This window comes from Enterobacter sp. LU1, from assembly GCF_008271405.2.
Taxonomy (GTDB): Bacteria; Pseudomonadota; Gammaproteobacteria; order Enterobacterales; family Enterobacteriaceae; genus Enterobacter; species Enterobacter hormaechei_C.
The window spans coordinates 4,164,536-4,181,280 of sequence record NZ_CP043438.2 but is presented as its reverse complement, the minus strand read 5'-3'; the positions used below and the strand labels follow the sequence as shown (position 1 = coordinate 4,181,280).

At 53.1% G+C, this 16,745-nt stretch carries 22 protein-coding genes; 19 read left to right on the top strand and 3 right to left on the bottom strand.

The genetic code is table 11. The annotated features are described in order from the left end of the window. Positions 1 to 13: 13 nt before the first annotated feature. Positions 14 to 1,918, bottom strand: a complete 1,905-nt coding sequence (locus FZF21_RS20085) for an ABC transporter ATP-binding protein (protein ID WP_023295522.1) — start codon at positions 1,916 to 1,918, stop codon at positions 14 to 16. Between the two features lie 132 nt (positions 1,919 to 2,050). Here FZF21_RS20085 and kefG point away from each other — a divergent pair, with 132 nt between their 5' ends. The 4 genes from kefG to slyD all read left to right on the top strand — a co-directional run bounded on the left by kefG (position 2,051) and on the right by slyD (position 5,306). After that, on the top strand, positions 2,051 to 2,602 hold the full coding sequence (kefG, locus tag FZF21_RS20080) for a glutathione-regulated potassium-efflux system ancillary protein KefG (protein WP_003861686.1): 552 nt from the start codon (positions 2,051 to 2,053) through the stop codon (positions 2,600 to 2,602). Beyond that, positions 2,602 to 4,407, top strand: coding sequence for a glutathione-regulated potassium-efflux system protein KefB (gene kefB, locus FZF21_RS20075; protein WP_032103994.1), 1,806 nt, complete (start codon positions 2,602 to 2,604; stop codon positions 4,405 to 4,407). Before kefG ends, kefB begins: the two co-directional genes overlap by 1 nt. Before the next feature lie 13 nt (positions 4,408 to 4,420). After that, entirely contained in the window at positions 4,421 to 4,621 is a 201-nt protein-coding gene (locus FZF21_RS20070; RefSeq protein ID WP_003861689.1) for a YheV family putative zinc ribbon protein, read from the top strand. A 94-nt stretch (positions 4,622 to 4,715) separates the two neighbouring features. Beyond that, the gene (slyD, locus tag FZF21_RS20065; RefSeq protein WP_003861691.1) at positions 4,716 to 5,306 is read left to right on the top strand and encodes a peptidylprolyl isomerase; all 591 of its coding nucleotides are present in this window, start codon (positions 4,716 to 4,718) and stop codon (positions 5,304 to 5,306) included. 51 nt (positions 5,307 to 5,357) lie between these two features. Here the strand turns inward: slyD and FZF21_RS20060 are convergent, their stop codons facing one another. Then, complete coding sequence (locus tag FZF21_RS20060) at positions 5,358 to 5,576, bottom strand: protein SlyX (protein WP_003861693.1); 219 nt, start codon at positions 5,574 to 5,576, stop codon at positions 5,358 to 5,360. Positions 5,577 to 5,814: 238 nt separating this feature from the next. On the opposite strand from FZF21_RS20060, the gene fkpA reads away from it, so the two are divergent. From fkpA to bfr, 11 genes are all read left to right on the top strand, one after another. Further along, entirely contained in the window at positions 5,815 to 6,633 is an 819-nt protein-coding gene (fkpA, locus tag FZF21_RS20055) for an FKBP-type peptidyl-prolyl cis-trans isomerase (RefSeq protein ID WP_003861695.1), read from the top strand. A 167-nt stretch (positions 6,634 to 6,800) separates the two neighbouring features. After that, positions 6,801 to 7,523: a transcriptional regulator gene (locus FZF21_RS20050; protein ID WP_003861697.1), complete on the top strand. Its 723-nt coding sequence runs from the start codon at positions 6,801 to 6,803 to the stop codon at positions 7,521 to 7,523. Then, positions 7,523 to 7,909: a sulfurtransferase complex subunit TusD gene (gene tusD, locus FZF21_RS20045; RefSeq protein WP_047736931.1), complete on the top strand. Its 387-nt coding sequence runs from the start codon at positions 7,523 to 7,525 to the stop codon at positions 7,907 to 7,909. The genes FZF21_RS20050 and tusD overlap by 1 nt, the downstream gene beginning before the upstream one ends. Beyond that, positions 7,909 to 8,268, top strand: coding sequence for a sulfurtransferase complex subunit TusC (tusC, locus tag FZF21_RS20040; protein ID WP_003861700.1), 360 nt, complete (start codon positions 7,909 to 7,911; stop codon positions 8,266 to 8,268). The genes tusD and tusC overlap by 1 nt, the downstream gene beginning before the upstream one ends. Before the next feature lie 7 nt (positions 8,269 to 8,275). Further along, positions 8,276 to 8,563, top strand: a complete 288-nt coding sequence (tusB, locus tag FZF21_RS20035; protein WP_015571409.1) for a sulfurtransferase complex subunit TusB — start codon at positions 8,276 to 8,278, stop codon at positions 8,561 to 8,563. Between the two features lie 124 nt (positions 8,564 to 8,687). Continuing rightward, the gene (gene rpsL / locus FZF21_RS20030) at positions 8,688 to 9,062 is read left to right on the top strand and encodes a 30S ribosomal protein S12 (RefSeq protein ID WP_000246815.1); all 375 of its coding nucleotides are present in this window, start codon (positions 8,688 to 8,690) and stop codon (positions 9,060 to 9,062) included. 96 nt (positions 9,063 to 9,158) lie between these two features. Then, the gene (gene rpsG, locus FZF21_RS20025) at positions 9,159 to 9,629 is read left to right on the top strand and encodes a 30S ribosomal protein S7 (protein ID WP_003861706.1); all 471 of its coding nucleotides are present in this window, start codon (positions 9,159 to 9,161) and stop codon (positions 9,627 to 9,629) included. A gap of 96 nt (positions 9,630 to 9,725) precedes the next feature. Beyond that, a complete protein-coding gene (gene fusA / locus FZF21_RS20020; RefSeq protein ID WP_006812195.1) occupies positions 9,726 to 11,840 on the top strand; it encodes an elongation factor G in 2,115 nt (704 codons plus the stop codon). 69 nt (positions 11,841 to 11,909) lie between these two features. Then, on the top strand, positions 11,910 to 13,094 hold the full coding sequence (tuf, locus tag FZF21_RS20015) for an elongation factor Tu (protein WP_017693880.1): 1,185 nt from the start codon (positions 11,910 to 11,912) through the stop codon (positions 13,092 to 13,094). 178 nt (positions 13,095 to 13,272) lie between these two features. Further along, entirely contained in the window at positions 13,273 to 13,467 is a 195-nt protein-coding gene (gene bfd, locus FZF21_RS20010; protein WP_003863268.1) for a bacterioferritin-associated ferredoxin, read from the top strand. A gap of 72 nt (positions 13,468 to 13,539) precedes the next feature. Beyond that, positions 13,540 to 14,016, top strand: coding sequence for a bacterioferritin (gene bfr / locus FZF21_RS20005; protein WP_003863270.1), 477 nt, complete (start codon positions 13,540 to 13,542; stop codon positions 14,014 to 14,016). Here the strand turns inward: bfr and FZF21_RS20000 are convergent. Next, positions 14,000 to 14,473, bottom strand: coding sequence for an A24 family peptidase (locus FZF21_RS20000; protein WP_017383731.1), 474 nt, complete (start codon positions 14,471 to 14,473; stop codon positions 14,000 to 14,002). The two genes, bfr and FZF21_RS20000, sit on opposite strands and share 17 nt — an antisense overlap. Positions 14,474 to 14,853: 380 nt before the next feature. On the opposite strand from FZF21_RS20000, the gene rpsJ reads away from it, so the two are divergent. Genes rpsJ through rplW form a run of 4 tightly spaced genes read left to right on the top strand, consistent with a single transcriptional unit; the run spans position 14,854 to position 16,742 of the window. Further along, a complete protein-coding gene (rpsJ, locus tag FZF21_RS19995) occupies positions 14,854 to 15,165 on the top strand; it encodes a 30S ribosomal protein S10 (RefSeq protein ID WP_001181005.1) in 312 nt (103 codons plus the stop codon). A 32-nt stretch (positions 15,166 to 15,197) separates the two neighbouring features. Then, complete coding sequence (gene rplC / locus FZF21_RS19990; RefSeq protein ID WP_003863274.1) at positions 15,198 to 15,827, top strand: 50S ribosomal protein L3; 630 nt, start codon at positions 15,198 to 15,200, stop codon at positions 15,825 to 15,827. Between the two features lie 10 nt (positions 15,828 to 15,837). Next, positions 15,838 to 16,443 (top strand): 50S ribosomal protein L4, encoded by a 606-nt coding sequence (gene rplD / locus FZF21_RS19985; protein WP_000424395.1) that lies wholly within the window; start codon positions 15,838 to 15,840, stop codon positions 16,441 to 16,443. Further along, complete coding sequence (gene rplW / locus FZF21_RS19980) at positions 16,440 to 16,742, top strand: 50S ribosomal protein L23 (protein ID WP_000617546.1); 303 nt, start codon at positions 16,440 to 16,442, stop codon at positions 16,740 to 16,742. The genes rplD and rplW overlap by 4 nt, the downstream gene beginning before the upstream one ends. Positions 16,743 to 16,745 lie beyond the last annotated feature (3 nt).

Genomic DNA, 16,745 nt, shown 5'->3' with positions numbered 1-16,745 from the left:
CCCTCCCGGCGTGTTAGTCGGCTTGCAGCATCGCTTCCAGCTGTTCCTGCGCGTCCAGCCATGCCATTTCGCACTCTTCGAGGCTGGATTTGGCTTTCGCCTGAGTTTGCAGACAGTCCGTCAGCTCCGCTTTGCGGCTCTGATCGTACAGTTCGCTGTCGCCCAGCTTCTCTTCGACGGCAGCAAGCGTGGCGTTGAGCTTTTCCATCTCTTTTTCGAGACGGGCTATCTCTTTACGCAGCGGCTGCGTCTGGGTGCGCAGTTCCGCTTCACGGCGCTTCTGGTCTTTACGCGCCTGGGCGCTGTTGGCGTTGTCTTTCGCTGACTCTTCCGGCTGGTTTTCCTGCTTCTGCACGTCCGTCAGCCACTGCTGGTAATCTTCCAGATCGCCGTCGAACGGCTCCACTTTGCCGCCGTGCACCAGATAGAGATCGTCGGTGGTGGAGCGGATCAGGTGGCGGTCGTGCGATACGACAACCAGCGCCCCTTCGAACTCGATCAGCGCTTCGGTCAGCGCCTGACGCATGTCGAGATCGAGGTGGTTGGTCGGTTCATCAAGCAGCAGCAGGTTTGGACGCTGCCAGACGATCAGCGCCAGCACCAGACGGGCCTTTTCGCCGCCGGAGAAGCGCTCGGTGTTTTCAGTCACCTTATCGCCCTGGAAGCCAAAGCCGCCGAGGTAGTCGCGCAGTTTCTGCTCCATCTCCTGCGGCGCCAGGCGCGCCAGGTGCTGGATCGGCGATTCATCCGCGCGTAAAAATTCCAGCTGATGCTGGGCGAAGTAGCCTAGCTTGATGCCCTTCGCCAGCCCGATTTCGCCGCTGACCGGGTTAAGCTCGCCCGCCAGCAGTTTGATCAGCGTCGATTTACCGGCACCGTTGCGCCCCAGCAGACCAATGCGTGAACCCGGCACCAGGTTGAGCTTGATGGAATCGAGAATAATGCGCTCGGCATAGCCCGCGCTGACCTTCTCCATCTTCAGCAGCGGGTTAGGCAGGCTTTCAGGCTCGCGGAAGCTGAAGTGGAACGGGTTATCCACGTGCGCCGGGGCGATCATCTCCATGCGTTCCAGCATCTTGATGCGGCTCTGCGCCTGCTTGGCTTTTGACGCCTTGGCCTTGAAGCGATCCACAAAGCTTTGCAGGTGCGCCACGCGCTGCTGCTGGCTTTCATACATTGCCTGCTGCTGGGCTAGGCGCGTCGCGCGCTGGCGCTCGAAAGAGCTGTAGTTGCCGGTGTATTCGAACATGCTTTGCTGTTCGATATGAATGATTTTATCCACCACCGGATCGAGGAAGTCGCGATCGTGGGAGATCAGAATCAGAGTGCCCTGATAGCTCTTGAGCCACTTTTCCAGCCAAATAACCGCATCAAGATCGAGGTGGTTGGTTGGTTCATCGAGCAGCAAAAGGTCGGAGCGGCAGATCAGCGCCTGCGCCAGGTTAAGGCGCATACGCCAGCCGCCGGAGAAATCGCTCACCGGGCGTTCAAGCTGTTCGTTGCTGAAGCCCAGACCGTGCAGCAGGCTGGAGGCACGGGAGCGAATGGTCCAGGCATCGATGGCGTCCAGCTTGCCGTGGACGGTGGCGATGGCGTGGCCGTCGTTACGTTCGTTGGCGGCGTTGAGCTCCGCTTCGAGCTTGCGGTATTCACGATCGCCGTCGATAACATAGTCGAGCGCGGGTTCGCTCAGCGCGGGCGTCTCCTGGTTCACCCAGGCGAGCTGCCAGTTGCCCGGGAAGGTAAAGTTACCGCCATCCGCGCTTATCTCGTTTTTCAGCAGCGCCAGCAGGGTGGATTTACCGCAGCCGTTTTTGCCGACCAGCCCCACTTTCTGGCCCGGGTTGATGGTAGCAGTCGCGTTATCCAGCAGGACGCGCACGCCGCGACGAATTTGTAACGAGGAGAAAACAATCATAGAAGCGCCGTATGTTCCGACTATGTTAATTTGTCATTATGATAATGTAAGGTGTGGGCCATTTTCCCCACCGGGCCGCCATGGTAGCCCAAAACGACAACAATACACAAAAACAGAACCGGGAGGGGAGTGATGTCTCAGACAGCGAAAGTGCTGCTGCTGTATGCCCATCCGGAATCACAGGACTCGGTGGCGAACCGGGTGCTGCTTAAGCCGGCCACACAGCTCAGTAACGTAACGGTGCACGATCTCTACGCGCACTATCCTGATTTTTTTATCGATATTCCTTACGAGCAGGAACTGCTGCGTCAGCACGACGTGATTGTGTTCCAGCATCCGCTTTATACCTACAGCTGTCCGGCGCTGCTCAAAGAGTGGCTGGACCGCGTGCTGAGCCGGGGCTTCTCCAGCGGGGTGGGGGGCAACCAGCTTGCGGGAAAGTACTGGCGGAGTGTCATTACCACCGGTGAGCCGGAAAGCGCTTACCGTCACGACGGGCTGAACCGTTACCCCATGAGCGACATTCTGCGGCCGTTTGAGCTGACGGCGGCGATGTGCCGTATGCACTGGATGAGCCCGATTATTATCTACTGGGCACGGCGGCAGGATCCGAAAGCACTGGCGAGCCATGCCAGGGCCTATGGCGAATGGCTGGCGTCACCGATTCCGGCGGGAGGACGCTAATGGACGGTTCGAATTTACTCCTTGCCGGGGTGCTGTTTTTGTTTGCCGCCGTCGTCGCGGTCCCGCTTGCCGCGCGTCTCGGCATTGGCGCGGTGCTGGGCTATTTGCTGGCGGGGATCGCCATTGGCCCCTGGGGGCTTGGGTTTATCAGCGATGTGGATGAAATTCTCCACTTCTCCGAGCTGGGCGTGGTCTTCCTGATGTTTATCATCGGGCTGGAGCTGAACCCCGCCAAGCTGTGGCAACTGCGGCAATCTATTTTTGGCGTCGGGGCGGCGCAGGTGTTACTCAGCGCGGCCATTCTCGCGGGACTGCTGATGTTGACGCAGTTTTCCTGGCAGGCCGCGGTGATTGGCGGGATCGGTCTTGCGATGTCGTCGACGGCGATGGCGCTTCAGCTGATGCGCGACAAAGGGATGAACCGCAACGAGGCGGGGCAGCTGGGTTTTTCGGTGCTGCTGTTCCAGGATTTAGCGGTGATCCCGGCGCTGGCGCTGGTGCCGCTGCTGGCGGGCTCCGGAGACGATCATTTCGACTGGATGAAGATCTCCATGAAGGTGCTGGCCTTCGCGGGGATGCTGATCGGCGGACGGTTTTTACTGCGTCCGGTATTCCGGTTTATTGCCGCATCCGGCGTGCGCGAGGTATTCACCGCCGCAACGCTGCTGCTGGTGCTTGGCTCAGCGCTGTTTATGGATGCGCTGGGGCTGTCGATGGCGCTTGGGACGTTTATCGCCGGGGTGCTGCTTGCGGAAAGCGAGTACCGCCACGAACTGGAGACCGCCATCGATCCGTTTAAGGGGCTGCTGTTAGGGCTGTTCTTTATCTCGGTGGGTATGGCGCTTAATCTTGGCGTGCTCTATACCCATCTGCTATGGGTTATTGCGAGTGTCGCCGTGCTGGTGGCGGTCAAAACGCTGGTGCTGTATCTCCTCGCGAGGATTTACGGGCTGCGCAGCTCGGAAAGAATGCAGTTTTCCAGCGTGTTAAGCCAGGGTGGAGAATTTGCGTTTGTGCTGTTTTCCACGGCGTCGTCTCAGAAGCTGTTCAAAGATGACCAGATGGCGCTGCTGCTGGTGACGGTTACGCTGTCGATGATGACCACCCCGCTGCTGATGAAGCTGGTGGACAAACTGCTGTCGCGCCGCCTGAATCCCGCAGACGATGAAGACGAAGCGCCGTGGGTGGAAGATGATAAACCGCAGGTGATCGTCGTGGGCTTTGGTCGCTTCGGACAGGTGATTGGTCGCCTGTTGATGGCGAATAAAATGCGCATTACGGTGCTGGAGCGCGATATCAGCGCCGTCAACCTGATGCGCAAATATGGTTATAAGGTGTACTACGGCGATGCGACGCAGCTTGAGCTGTTGCGCTCGGCGGGGGCAGAGGCTGCGGAGTCCATCGTCATCACCTGCAACGATCCGGAAGACACGATGAAGCTGGTGGAGCTGTGCCAGCAGCATTTCCCGCATCTGCATATTCTGGCGCGTGCGCGTGGACGTGTGGAGGCTCACGAACTTTTGCAGGCGGGTGTGAAACACTTCTCCCGCGAAACCTTCTCCAGCGCGCTGGAGCTGGGACGCAAGGCGCTGGTTTCGCTGGGTATGCATCCTCACCAGGCGCAACGCGCCCAGATGCATTTCCGCCGGCTGGATATGCGAATGCTGCGTGAACTGATGCCCGTGCACAGCGACACGGCGCAGATCTCCCGCGTGCGGGAAGCGCGTCGCGAACTGGAGGAGATCTTCCAGCGTGAGATGCAACAGGAACGACGCCAGCTCGACGGCTGGGATGAATTTGAATAAAGGGTAACGAAAGATGGCTGTACGTAAACGCTTTATCGCGGGCGCAAAATGCCCATCCTGCCAGGCGCAAGATACGCTGGCCATGTGGCGTGAAAATAATATCGATATCGTTGAATGTGTTAAGTGCGGTCACCAGATGCGTGAGGCCGATAAAGAAGCCCGCGATCACGTTCGCAAAGAAGAGCAAGTGATCGGCATTTTTCATCCAGACTAGCGATATGCTCTGAGTTTTTTTAAGCTTAAGGGTACACGGGTGCAGATTTCCGCTACAATCTGCGCCAGCAATTTTCCCACGCTCAGGAGATATCATGAAAGTAGCAAAAGACCTGGTGGTCAGCCTGGCCTATCAGGTACGTACAGAAGACGGTGTGTTGGTTGATGAGTCTCCGGTGAGTGCGCCGCTGGACTACCTGCATGGTCACGGTTCCCTGATTTCCGGCCTGGAAACGGCGCTGGAAGGCCATGAAGTTGGCGACAAATTCGACGTTGCTGTAGGTGCGAACGACGCTTACGGTCAGTATGATGACAACCTGGTTCAGCGCGTTCCTAAAGACGTATTCATGGGCGTTGACGAGTTGCAGGTTGGCATGCGCTTCCTGGCGGAAACTGACCAGGGTCCGGTGCCGGTTGAAATCACTGAAGTGGAAGACGACCACGTTGTGGTTGACGGCAACCACATGCTGGCGGGTCAGAACCTGAAGTTCAACGTAGAAGTTGTTGCGATCCGTGAAGCGACCGAAGAAGAGCTGGCTCATGGCCACGTTCACGGTGCGCACGGTCACGACCATGACCACGATCACGGCCACGACGGCTGCTGCGGTGGTCACGGCCACGACCATGGTCATGACCACGGCCACGGTAAAGGTGGTTGCGGTAACGGCGGCTGCGGTTGCCACTGATTCCGTACTCCGGAAAATAAAAAAGCGGGATAATCCCGCTTTTTTTACGCCTCAATAATGAGGTGGTGGCGTCTCTTCTGACTGAGAGGCAATGTTTGACGGCTGCGTGGCCTTCAGCTTTTCCGTCAGCAGGCGCATGTGATCGCGCAGTTTTGCCATTTCAAGCTCATGGGCCGTCACGGTCTGATTCAGTTCTTCGATGGTGATGTCCTGAAAAGCCAGGCGGCTTTCCAGCTCAGCCAGTCTCGCTTCGATCGTTGTATCCTTCATCATTCACCTCGTTTATCTCTCATTCGCCATAATGGACCAGCGGCGGCGAAGTTTAGCTGACTTTTTCCTTAAGTACAGTATCCATCTCCCTGACAAGAAACTTATTTAAACAAAAATAGTCTGAAAAGAAGCGACATTCGGGGGAGTCTGTCTGTAGATTTCTTCCGCAACGTTTTATAGTACGTCACTCATTTACGTTTAACACTGGGGTGAGAGACCTCAGGTCCTGGAGATATGGATGAAATCACTGTTTAAAGTTACGCTGCTGGCGACCACTATGGCTGTAGCGCTCAATGCGCCGCTGTCTTTCGCTGCTGATACTGCTGCGAAGCCTGCTGCGACTACAGACAGCAAAGCGGCATTCAAAAATGACGACCAGAAATCCGCCTACGCACTTGGCGCGTCTCTGGGTCGTTACATGGAAAACTCTCTGAAAGAACAAGAGAAACTGGGCATCAAACTGGACAAAAACCAGCTGATCGCAGGGGTTCAGGATGCGTTCGCAGACAAGAGCAAACTGTCTGACCAGGAAATCGAGCAGACTCTGCAAGCGTTTGAAGCGCGCGTGAAAGGCGCCGCTCAGACCAAGATGGAAGCAGACGCTAAAGATAACGAAGCGAAAGGCAAAGCCTACCGCGACAAGTTCGCGAAAGAGAAAGGCGTTAAAACCTCTTCTACTGGCCTGATCTATAAAGTTGAGAAAGAAGGTACCGGCGACGCGCCTAAAGACAGCGACACCGTTGTGGTGAACTACAAAGGTACGCTGATCGACGGTAAAGAGTTCGATAACTCTTATACCCGCGGTGAGCCTCTCTCCTTCCGTCTGGATGGTGTGATCCCGGGCTGGACCGAAGGCCTGAAGAACATCAAGAAAGGCGGTAAAATCAAGCTGGTCATCCCACCGGATCTGGCTTACGGCAAAACCGGCGTTCCGGGTATCCCGGCTAACTCCACGCTGGTATTTGATGTAGAACTGCTGGACATCAAACCGGCGCCGAAAGCGGATGCGAAAACAGACGCACCGGCTGACGACAAAGCCGCAGCAGCTAAGAAGTAATGCTGAAAAAAACCGCCGCCTTTACAGGCGGCGGTTTTTTTATTGTGGGGCAGATATAATTAACACTGGAAAGCGTTATACACGCTGTATTAATTTAGTTGTCCGTGTAGATAATGAGCCTGCCCTGAAAACCTAACGACAGGCTCCTGAAAAGGAGTGTTTTTTTCATGTCCAGGTCGCTTTTAACCAACGAAACCAGTGAACTTGATTTGCTGGATCAACGTCCATTTGACCAGACCGACTTCGATATTCTGAAATCCTACGAAGCGGTAGTGGACGGGTTAGCGATGCTCATTGGTTCCCACTGCGAAATCGTATTGCATTCCCTGCAAGATCTTAAGTGTTCCGCTATCCGCATTGCGAATGGTGAGCACACTGGCCGTAAAATTGGTTCGCCAATCACCGACCTTGCATTGCGTATGTTGCATGACATGACCGGCGCGGACAGCAGCGTCTCAAAATGCTATTTCACTCGCGCCAAAAGTGGCGTGCTGATGAAATCAGAAACGATCGCGATTCGAAATCGCGAACACCGGGTAATCGGTTTGCTGTGCATCAACATGAACCTTGATGTGCCATTCTCGCAAATCATGAGCACCTTCATCCCGCCAGAAACGCCGGACGTGGGCTCATCGGTGAACTTTGCTTCTTCGGTTGAGGATCTCGTGACCCAGACGCTGGAGTTCACCATTGAAGAGGTGAATGCCGATCGCAACGTATCCAACAACGCCAAGAATCGTCAGATCGTCCTGAACCTCTATGAGAAAGGGATTTTTGATATCAAAGATGCCATCAACCAGGTGGCCGATCGCCTGAATATCTCCAAACACACGGTTTACCTCTATATTCGCCAGTTCAAAAGCGGCGACTTCCTGGGACAAGACAAGTAATGCGTTTTGCGTTAATGGTGACGGGCCCGGCGTACGGTACCCAGCAGGCCAGCAGCGCGCTACAGTTTGCCCATGCGCTGCTTGATGCCGGTCATGAACTGGCAAGCGTCTTCTTTTATCGCGAAGGCGTATATAACGCGAACCAGTTTACGTCTCCGGCGAGCGATGAGTTTGACCTCGTGCGCGCCTGGCAAAAATTAAATGAAACGCAGGACGTTGACCTGCATATCTGCGTCGCGGCGGCACTGCGTCGCGGCGTGACGGATGCGACCGAAGCCGAACGCCTTGGTCTGGCGGGGGCTAACCTGCAACCGGGCTTTTCGCTCAGCGGACTGGGTGCCCTGGCACAGGCGGCGTTGACCTGCGACAGAGTGGTGCAATTTTGATGAAGCGCGTAGCGTTTGTTTTTACTTCTGCGCCGCATGGCAGCGCTTCAGGCCGGGAAGGGCTGGATGCATTGCTCGCGACATCGGCTTTAACCGAAGATATCGGCGTCTTCTTTTTAGGCGATGGCGTATTCCAGCTTCTGGCAGGCCAACAACCGCAGGCCATTCTTGCGCGCGACTACATTGCGACCTTTAAAGTTCTGCCGCTCTATGACATTGAAACCTTCTATGTGTGCGCCGACTCGCTGGCCGCGCGTGGGTTAAACGAGAAAACACCGTTCGTGCTGGACGTGACGATCCTGACATCTGCTGCGCTGCGCGAACAACTCTCTCACTACGATACCGTTCTGACTTTCTGAGGCTGTCATGCTCCATACCCTGAGCCGTTCACCGTGGCAATGCGATATCGACACGTTACTGAGCATGCTGCGCGAAGGTGATGATCTGCTGCTGATTCAGGATGGCGTGCTTGCGGCGCTTGAAGGCAGCCGTTTTGTTGAAATCCTCGCTAATGCCCCCATAACAGTCTCTGCGCTGAAAGAGGATCTGGATGCGCGGGGTCTTTCTGGTCAAATTTCAGCCAAAATTGACGTGGTTGGCTATACTGATTTCGTCAATCTTACTGTGACGCACGCCAGTCAAATGAACTGGTGATTTGAGATCGCTGTATATTTCTTGACACCTTTTCGACGTAGCCCTAAAATTTCGCGTCCTCATATTGTATGAGGTCGTTTTATTACGTGTTTACGAAGCAAAAGCTAAAACCAGGAGCTATTTAATGGCAACAGTTAACCAGCTGGTACGCAAACCACGTGCACGCAAAGTTGCAAAAAGCAACGTGCCTGCGCTGGAAGCCTGCCCGCAGAAACGTGGCGTATGTACTCGTGTATATACCACCACTCCTAAAAAACCAAACTCCGCACTGCGTAAAGTATGCCGTGTGCGTTTGACTAACGGTTTCGAAGTGACTTCCTACATCGGTGGTGAAGGTCACAACCTTCAGGAGCACTCCGTGATCCTGATCCGTGGCGGTCGTGTTAAAGACCTTCCGGGTGTTCGTTACCACACCGTTCGTGGTGCGCTGGACTGCTCAGGTGTTAAAGACCGTAAGCAGGCTCGCTCCAAGTACGGCGTGAAGCGTCCTAAGGCTTAATGGTTCTCCGTTAAGTAAGGCCAAACTGATTTATCTTAATGTCAAACTAAACTCGTAGAGTTTTGGACAATCCTGAATTAACAACGGAGTAATCCCATGCCACGTCGTCGCGTCATTGGTCAGCGTAAAATTCTTCCAGATCCGAAATTCGGATCAGAACTGCTGGCAAAATTTGTAAATATCCTGATGGTAGATGGTAAAAAATCTACCGCAGAAGCAATCGTATACAGCGCGCTGGAGACCCTGGCTCAGCGTTCTGGTAAAAATGAACTGGAAGCCTTCGAAGTCGCTCTCGACAACGTGCGCCCGACTGTAGAAGTTAAGTCTCGCCGCGTTGGTGGTTCTACTTATCAGGTTCCAGTTGAAGTTCGTCCGGTTCGTCGTAATGCTCTGGCAATGCGTTGGATCGTTGAAGCTGCTCGTAAACGCGGTGATAAATCCATGGCTCTGCGTCTGGCGAACGAACTTTCTGATGCTGCGGAAAACAAAGGTACCGCAGTTAAGAAACGTGAAGACGTTCACCGTATGGCAGAAGCCAACAAGGCGTTCGCACACTACCGTTGGTAATCCCTTCGGAGTCGTAGTCACCAGGCGGGCGCTTCAGAGAAGCCGCCCGCTCTGGGTAACTTAACTGAACGCCTAAAGATATAAACGAGGAATCAAATGGCTCGTACAACACCCATCGCACGCTACCGTAACATCGGTATCAGTGCGCACATCGACGCCGGTAAAACCACTACTACCGAACGTATTCTGTTCTACACCGGTGTAAACCATAAAATCGGTGAAGTTCATGACGGCGCAGCCACCATGGACTGGATGGAACAGGAGCAGGAGCGTGGTATTACTATCACCTCCGCAGCGACTACTGCATTCTGGTCAGGTATGGCTAAGCAGTACGAACCGCATCGCGTAAACATCATCGACACCCCAGGGCACGTTGACTTCACCATCGAAGTAGAACGTTCCATGCGTGTTCTTGACGGCGCGGTAATGGTTTATTGCGCAGTTGGTGGTGTTCAGCCACAGTCTGAAACCGTATGGCGTCAGGCAAACAAATATAAAGTTCCACGCATCGCGTTCGTTAACAAAATGGACCGTATGGGTGCTAACTTCCTGAAAGTTGTTGGCCAGATCAAAACCCGTCTGGGCGCGAACCCTGTTCCGCTTCAGCTGGCAATTGGTGCTGAAGAAGGTTTCACCGGCGTTATCGACCTGGTGAAAATGAAAGCCATCAACTGGAACGAAGCAGATGCGGGCGTTACCTTCGAATACGAAGATATCCCGGCAGAGATGCAGGACCTGGCTGACGAATGGCACCAGAACCTGATCGAATCCGCAGCAGAAGCTTCTGAAGAGCTGATGGAGAAATACCTGGGTGGTGAAGAACTGTCTGAGCAAGAGATCAAATCTGCTCTGCGTCAGCGCGTTCTGAACAACGAAATCATCCTGGTAACCTGTGGTTCTGCGTTCAAGAACAAAGGTGTTCAGGCGATGCTGGATGCGGTAGTTGACTACCTGCCATCCCCGGTTGACGTTCCTGCGATCAACGGCATCCTGGACGACGGTAAAGATACTCCGGCTGAGCGTCACGCAAGTGATGACGAGCCGTTCTCTGCACTGGCGTTCAAAATTGCTACCGACCCATTCGTGGGTAACCTGACCTTCTTCCGCGTTTACTCTGGTGTGGTTAACTCCGGTGACACCATCCTGAACTCCGTGAAAGCGGCGCGTGAACGTTTTGGCCGTATCGTACAGATGCACGCTAACAAACGTGAAGAGATCAAAGAAGTTCGTGCGGGCGACATCGCTGCTGCTATCGGTCTGAAAGACGTGACCACTGGTGACACCCTGTGTGACCCGGATCACCCGATCATTCTGGAGCGTATGGAATTCCCTGAGCCGGTAATCTCCATCGCAGTTGAACCAAAAACCAAAGCTGACCAGGAAAAAATGGGTCTGGCTCTGGGCCGTCTGGCGAAAGAAGACCCATCATTCCGCGTATGGACTGATGAAGAATCTAACCAGACCATCATCGCTGGTATGGGTGAACTGCACCTGGACATCATCGTTGACCGTATGAAGCGTGAATTCAACGTTGAAGCGAACGTGGGTAAACCTCAGGTTGCTTACCGCGAAGCGATTCGCGCGAAAGTTACCGATGTTGAAGGTAAACACGCTAAGCAGTCTGGTGGTCGCGGTCAGTACGGTCACGTTGTGATCGACATGTACCCACTGGAGCCGGGCTCTAACCCTAAAGGTTACGAGTTCATCAACGACATCAAAGGTGGTGTAATTCCTGGCGAATACATCCCTGCCGTTGATAAAGGCATCCAGGAGCAGCTGAAAGCTGGTCCTCTGGCTGGTTACCCGGTTGTAGACATGGGTGTTCGTCTGCACTTCGGTTCTTACCACGACGTTGACTCCTCTGAACTGGCGTTTAAACTGGCTGCGTCTATTGCCTTTAAAGAAGGCTTTAAGAAAGCAAAACCAGTTCTGCTTGAGCCGATCATGAAGGTTGAAGTAGAAACTCCTGAAGAGAACACCGGTGACGTTATCGGTGACTTGAGCCGTCGTCGCGGTATGCTGCGTGGTCAGGAATCCGAAGTAACTGGCGTTAAGATCCACGCTGAAGTTCCGCTGTCTGAAATGTTCGGATATGCGACTCAGCTGCGTTCTCTGACCAAAGGTCGTGCATCATACACTATGGAATTCCTGAAGTATGATGATGCGCCGAACAACGTTGCTCAGGCCGTTATCGAAGCCCGTGGTAAGTAATCCACAGGATTAAAACCTAAGTCCCGTGCTCTCTCCGAAGGGGAGAGCACTATAGTAAGGAATATAGCCGTGTCTAAAGAAAAATTTGAACGTACAAAACCGCACGTCAACGTTGGTACTATCGGCCACGTTGACCATGGTAAAACTACCCTGACTGCTGCAATCACCACCGTACTGGCTAAAACCTACGGCGGTGCTGCTCGTGCTTTCGACCAGATCGATAACGCACCAGAAGAAAAAGCTCGTGGTATCACCATCAACACCTCTCACGTTGAGTATGACACCCCGACTCGCCACTACGCACACGTAGACTGCCCAGGCCACGCCGACTATGTTAAAAACATGATCACCGGTGCTGCGCAGATGGACGGCGCGATCCTGGTTGTTGCTGCGACTGACGGCCCTATGCCTCAGACTCGTGAGCACATCCTGCTGGGTCGTCAGGTAGGCGTTCCTTTCATCATCGTGTTCCTGAACAAATGTGACATGGTTGATGACGAAGAGCTGCTGGAACTGGTAGAGATGGAAGTTCGTGAACTGCTGTCTCAGTACGATTTCCCAGGCGACGACACTCCAATCGTTCGTGGTTCCGCGCTGAAAGCGCTGGAAGGCGAAGCAGAGTGGGAAGAGAAAATCATCGAACTGGCTGGCTACCTGGATTCTTACATCCCAGAACCAGAGCGTGCGATTGACAAGCCATTCCTGCTGCCAATCGAAGACGTATTCTCCATCTCCGGTCGTGGTACCGTTGTTACCGGTCGTGTAGAGCGCGGTATCATCAAAGTTGGTGAAGAAGTTGAAATCGTTGGTATCAAAGAGACTGCGAAGTCTACCTGTACTGGCGTTGAAATGTTCCGCAAACTGCTGGACGAAGGCCGTGCTGGTGAGAACGTTGGTGTTCTGCTGCGTGGTATCAAACGTGAAGAAATCGAACGTGGTCAGGTTCTGGCGAAGCCAGGCTCAATCAAGCCACACACCAAGTTCGAATCTGAAGTGTACATTCTGTCCAAAGACGAAGGCGGCCGTCATACTCCGTTCTTCAAAGGCTACCGTCCACAGTTCTACTTCCGTACAACTGACGTGACCGGTACCATCGAACTGCCAGAAGGCGTAGAGATGGTAATGCCAGGCGACAACATCAAGATGGTTGTGACGCTGATCCACCCAATCGCGATGGACGACGGTCTGCGTTTCGCAATCCGTGAAGGCGGCCGTACCGTTGGCGCGGGCGTTGTTGCTAAAGTTCTGGGCTAATTAATTATCCCTGAAATAAAAAGGACGCTCCGGCGTCCTTTTTTGTTTTCTGCCGTTGGGGCATTGTCATAAAAATTCGCATTTTTTGCTTTCTCCCGCCACGTATTCCGACGCCCGCGCTATTGTAATCATAACCATTCTCACTTACACTTTGCGCATATTTTGAACGGGAGTCTTTATGTACGTTTGTTTATGTAATGGTGTAAGCGACAAAAAAATTCGTCAGGCCGTTCGCCAGTTTCAACCACAATCTTTCCAGCAGCTTCGCAAGTTTGTTCCGGTGGGAAATCAATGCGGTAAATGCGTTCGCGCAGCGCGTGAGATCATGCAGGACGAACTGATGCAGATCCCGGAATTCAAAGAGATCGCGTAAGCCTCTATCTTTTTTTTGACATCCCCGTAGCCCGATCTACGCTTCAATGAGTGGAAGCGGAGGGACTATATAATGAAAGGTGATGTTAAAATCATAAGTTATCTCAATAAATTATTGGGAAATGAGCTTGTCGCAATCAATCAGTATTTTCTCCATGCAAGAATGTTTAAAAACTGGGGACTGACTCGCCTCAACGATGTTGAATACCATGAGTCCATTGATGAAATGAAACACGCCGATAAATACATTGAGCGTATTTTATTCCTCGAAGGCATTCCTAACCTACAGGATCTCGGAAAACTGGGCATCGGAGAAGATGTCGAAGAGATGCTGCGTTCTGATCTCCGGCTGGAGCTGGAGGGTGCAAAAGATCTGCGTGAAGCCATTGCCTATGCGGACAGCGTACATGACTACGTCAGCCGCGATATGATGATCCAGATCCTGGCCGATGAAGAAGGGCACATCGACTGGCTTGAGACCGAACTGGATCTCATTAGCAAAATTGGCCTACAGAACTACCTTCAGTCTCAGATCAAAGTGGAAAGTTAATCAGGCTTTCCCAGCCAACGCATAAACCCGCTGCCGCCAGAAATGGCCCAAAAGGCAGTGGGTTTTTTAATGCCTGCTTATCAGGGGTAAACAACGAGAAAGCAACCAGATACAGCAGAGCCATTAACGCGGCCACTAATGCCAGTATTGGTAGTACACACCAGCCATGCCATGCCCCCAGCGCCGCCAGATATTTTATGTCGCCATATCCCATCCCTTCACGTCGGCAGATGAGCCGGTATCCCCAATAGATAATGGCGAATCCGGCATATCCTGTCATCGCACCCACTACCGCGCTCGGCAAAAAATCAGGATGGAGACAAAGCTGGTAGAGCAGGCCCGTCCATAGCAGCGGGCAAAGAAATTTATCGGGAAGAAGCCCCGTGCGGATATCGGTGCGAACAAGCAAGGCCGATAACGCAAAATAGATCAACAGAAAGGGGAGGGACAGTAGCATAGCGAGAGCCTCAAAATGGTTTGAGCGCATACTCGTAATAATCTGCATGCCCGGCAATGTGTAAAAACAGCAATTGCGTAGCGGCTTCAGACAAAGAGTTGAGAAGGGATACTTTGCATAAAAAATTGCGCGGCCTTACGTATAGTACGTCTTTGGCGCTTAATTTCTAAACGGCACTTGCGTCTTTCTCTGATTTACGTATAATGCGCGGGCTTGTCGTAATTGACGGCGGGTTCAATCTGAACCAGAGTAGCTCACTTTGTTACTCAACAATGCTCCCAATTGGGGAGCTACGTAAGAACGGTTACACTCTCCCATCAATCGTAATGGGTTTGAGGAGTAATCATTTTCGTTTATAAAATAATTGGAGCTCTGGTCTCATGCAGAACCAAAGAATCCGTATCCGCCTTAAAGCGTTTGATCATCGTCTGATCGATCAATCAACCGCGGAAATCGTCGAGACTGCTAAGCGCACTGGTGCGCAAGTCCGTGGTCCGATCCCGCTGCCGACCCGCAAAGAGCGCTTTACCGTTCTGATCTCTCCGCACGTTAACAAAGATGCGCGTGATCAGTACGAAATCCGCACTCACAAGCGTCTGGTTGACATCGTTGAGCCAACTGAGAAAACCGTTGATGCTCTGATGCGTCTGGATCTGGCTGCCGGTGTAGACGTGCAGATCAGCCTGGGTTAATCAGGTCATCGAGCGATTGAGAGGTTGAAACAATGATTGGTTTAGTCGGTAAAAAAGTGGGTATGACCCGCATCTTCACTGAAGATGGCGTTTCTATCCCAGTAACCGTAATCGAAGTTGAAGCAAACCGCGTTACTCAGGTTAAAGATCTGGCTAACGATGGCTACCGCGCTATTCAGGTTACCACTGGTGCTAAAAAAGCTAACCGTGTAACCAAACCAGAAGCGGGTCACTTCGCTAAAGCTGGCGTTGAAGCTGGCCGTGGTCTGTGGGAATTCCGTCTTGCTGAAGGCGAAGAGTTCACCGTAGGTCAGGACATTAGCGTTGAGCTGTTTGCTGACGTTAAAAAAGTTGACGTAACCGGTACCTCTAAAGGTAAAGGTTTTGCTGGTACCGTTAAGCGCTGGAACTTCCGTACCCAGGACGCTACTCACGGTAACTCCTTGTCTCACCGCGTTCCGGGTTCTATCGGTCAGAACCAGACTCCGGGCAAAGTGTTCAAAGGCAAGAAAATGGCAGGTCAGCTGGGCAACGAACGTGTAACCGTTCAGAGCCTGGACGTAGTACGTGTTGACGCTGAGCGCAACCTGCTGCTGGTTAAAGGTGCGGTCCCGGGTGCAACCGGTAGCGACCTGATCGTTAAACCAGCTGTGAAGGCGTAAGGGGATAGCAATGGAATTAGTATTGAAAGACGCGCAGAGCGCGCTGACTGTTTCCGAAACTACCTTCGGTCGTGATTTCAACGAAGCGCTGGTTCACCAGGTTGTTGTTGCTTATGCAGCTGGTGCTCGTCAGGGTACTCGTGCTCAGAAGACTCGTGCTGAAGTAACTGGTTCAGGCAAAAAGCCATGGCGCCAGAAAGGTACCGGCCGTGCGCGTTCAGGTTCTATCAAGAGCCCGATCTGGCGTTCAGGTGGCGTGACCTTCGCTGCGCGTCCACAGGACCACAGTCAAAAAGTTAACAAAAAGATGTACCGCGGCGCGCTGAAAAGCATTCTGTCCGAACTGGTACGTCAGGATCGTCTGATCGTTGTCGAGAAGTTCTCTGTTGAAGCGCCTAAAACTAAGCTGCTGGCACAGAAACTGAAAGACATGGCTCTGGAAGATGTGCTGATCATCACCGGTGAGCTGGACGAGAACCTGTTCCTGGCCGCGCGTAACCTGCACAAGGTTGACGTACGCGACGCGACTGGTATCGACCCGGTTAGCCTGATCGCCTTCGACAAAGTCGTAATGACTGCTGATGCTGTTAAGCAAGTTGAGGAGATGCTGGCATGATTCGTGAAGAACGTCTGCTGAAGGTGCTGCGCGCACCGCACGTTTCTGAAAAAGCGTCTACTGCGATGGAAAAAACAAACACCATCGTTCTCAAAGTTGCTAAAGACGCGACCAAAGCAGAGATCAAAGCTGCTGTGCAGAAACTGTTTGAAGTCGAAGTCGAAGTCGTTAACACCCTGGTAGTTAAAGGGAAAGTTAAACGTCACGGACAGCGTATCGGTCGTCGTAGCGACTGGAAAAAAGCTTACGTCACCCTGAAAGAAGGCCAGAACCTGGACTTCGTTGGCGGCGCTGAGTAAGTC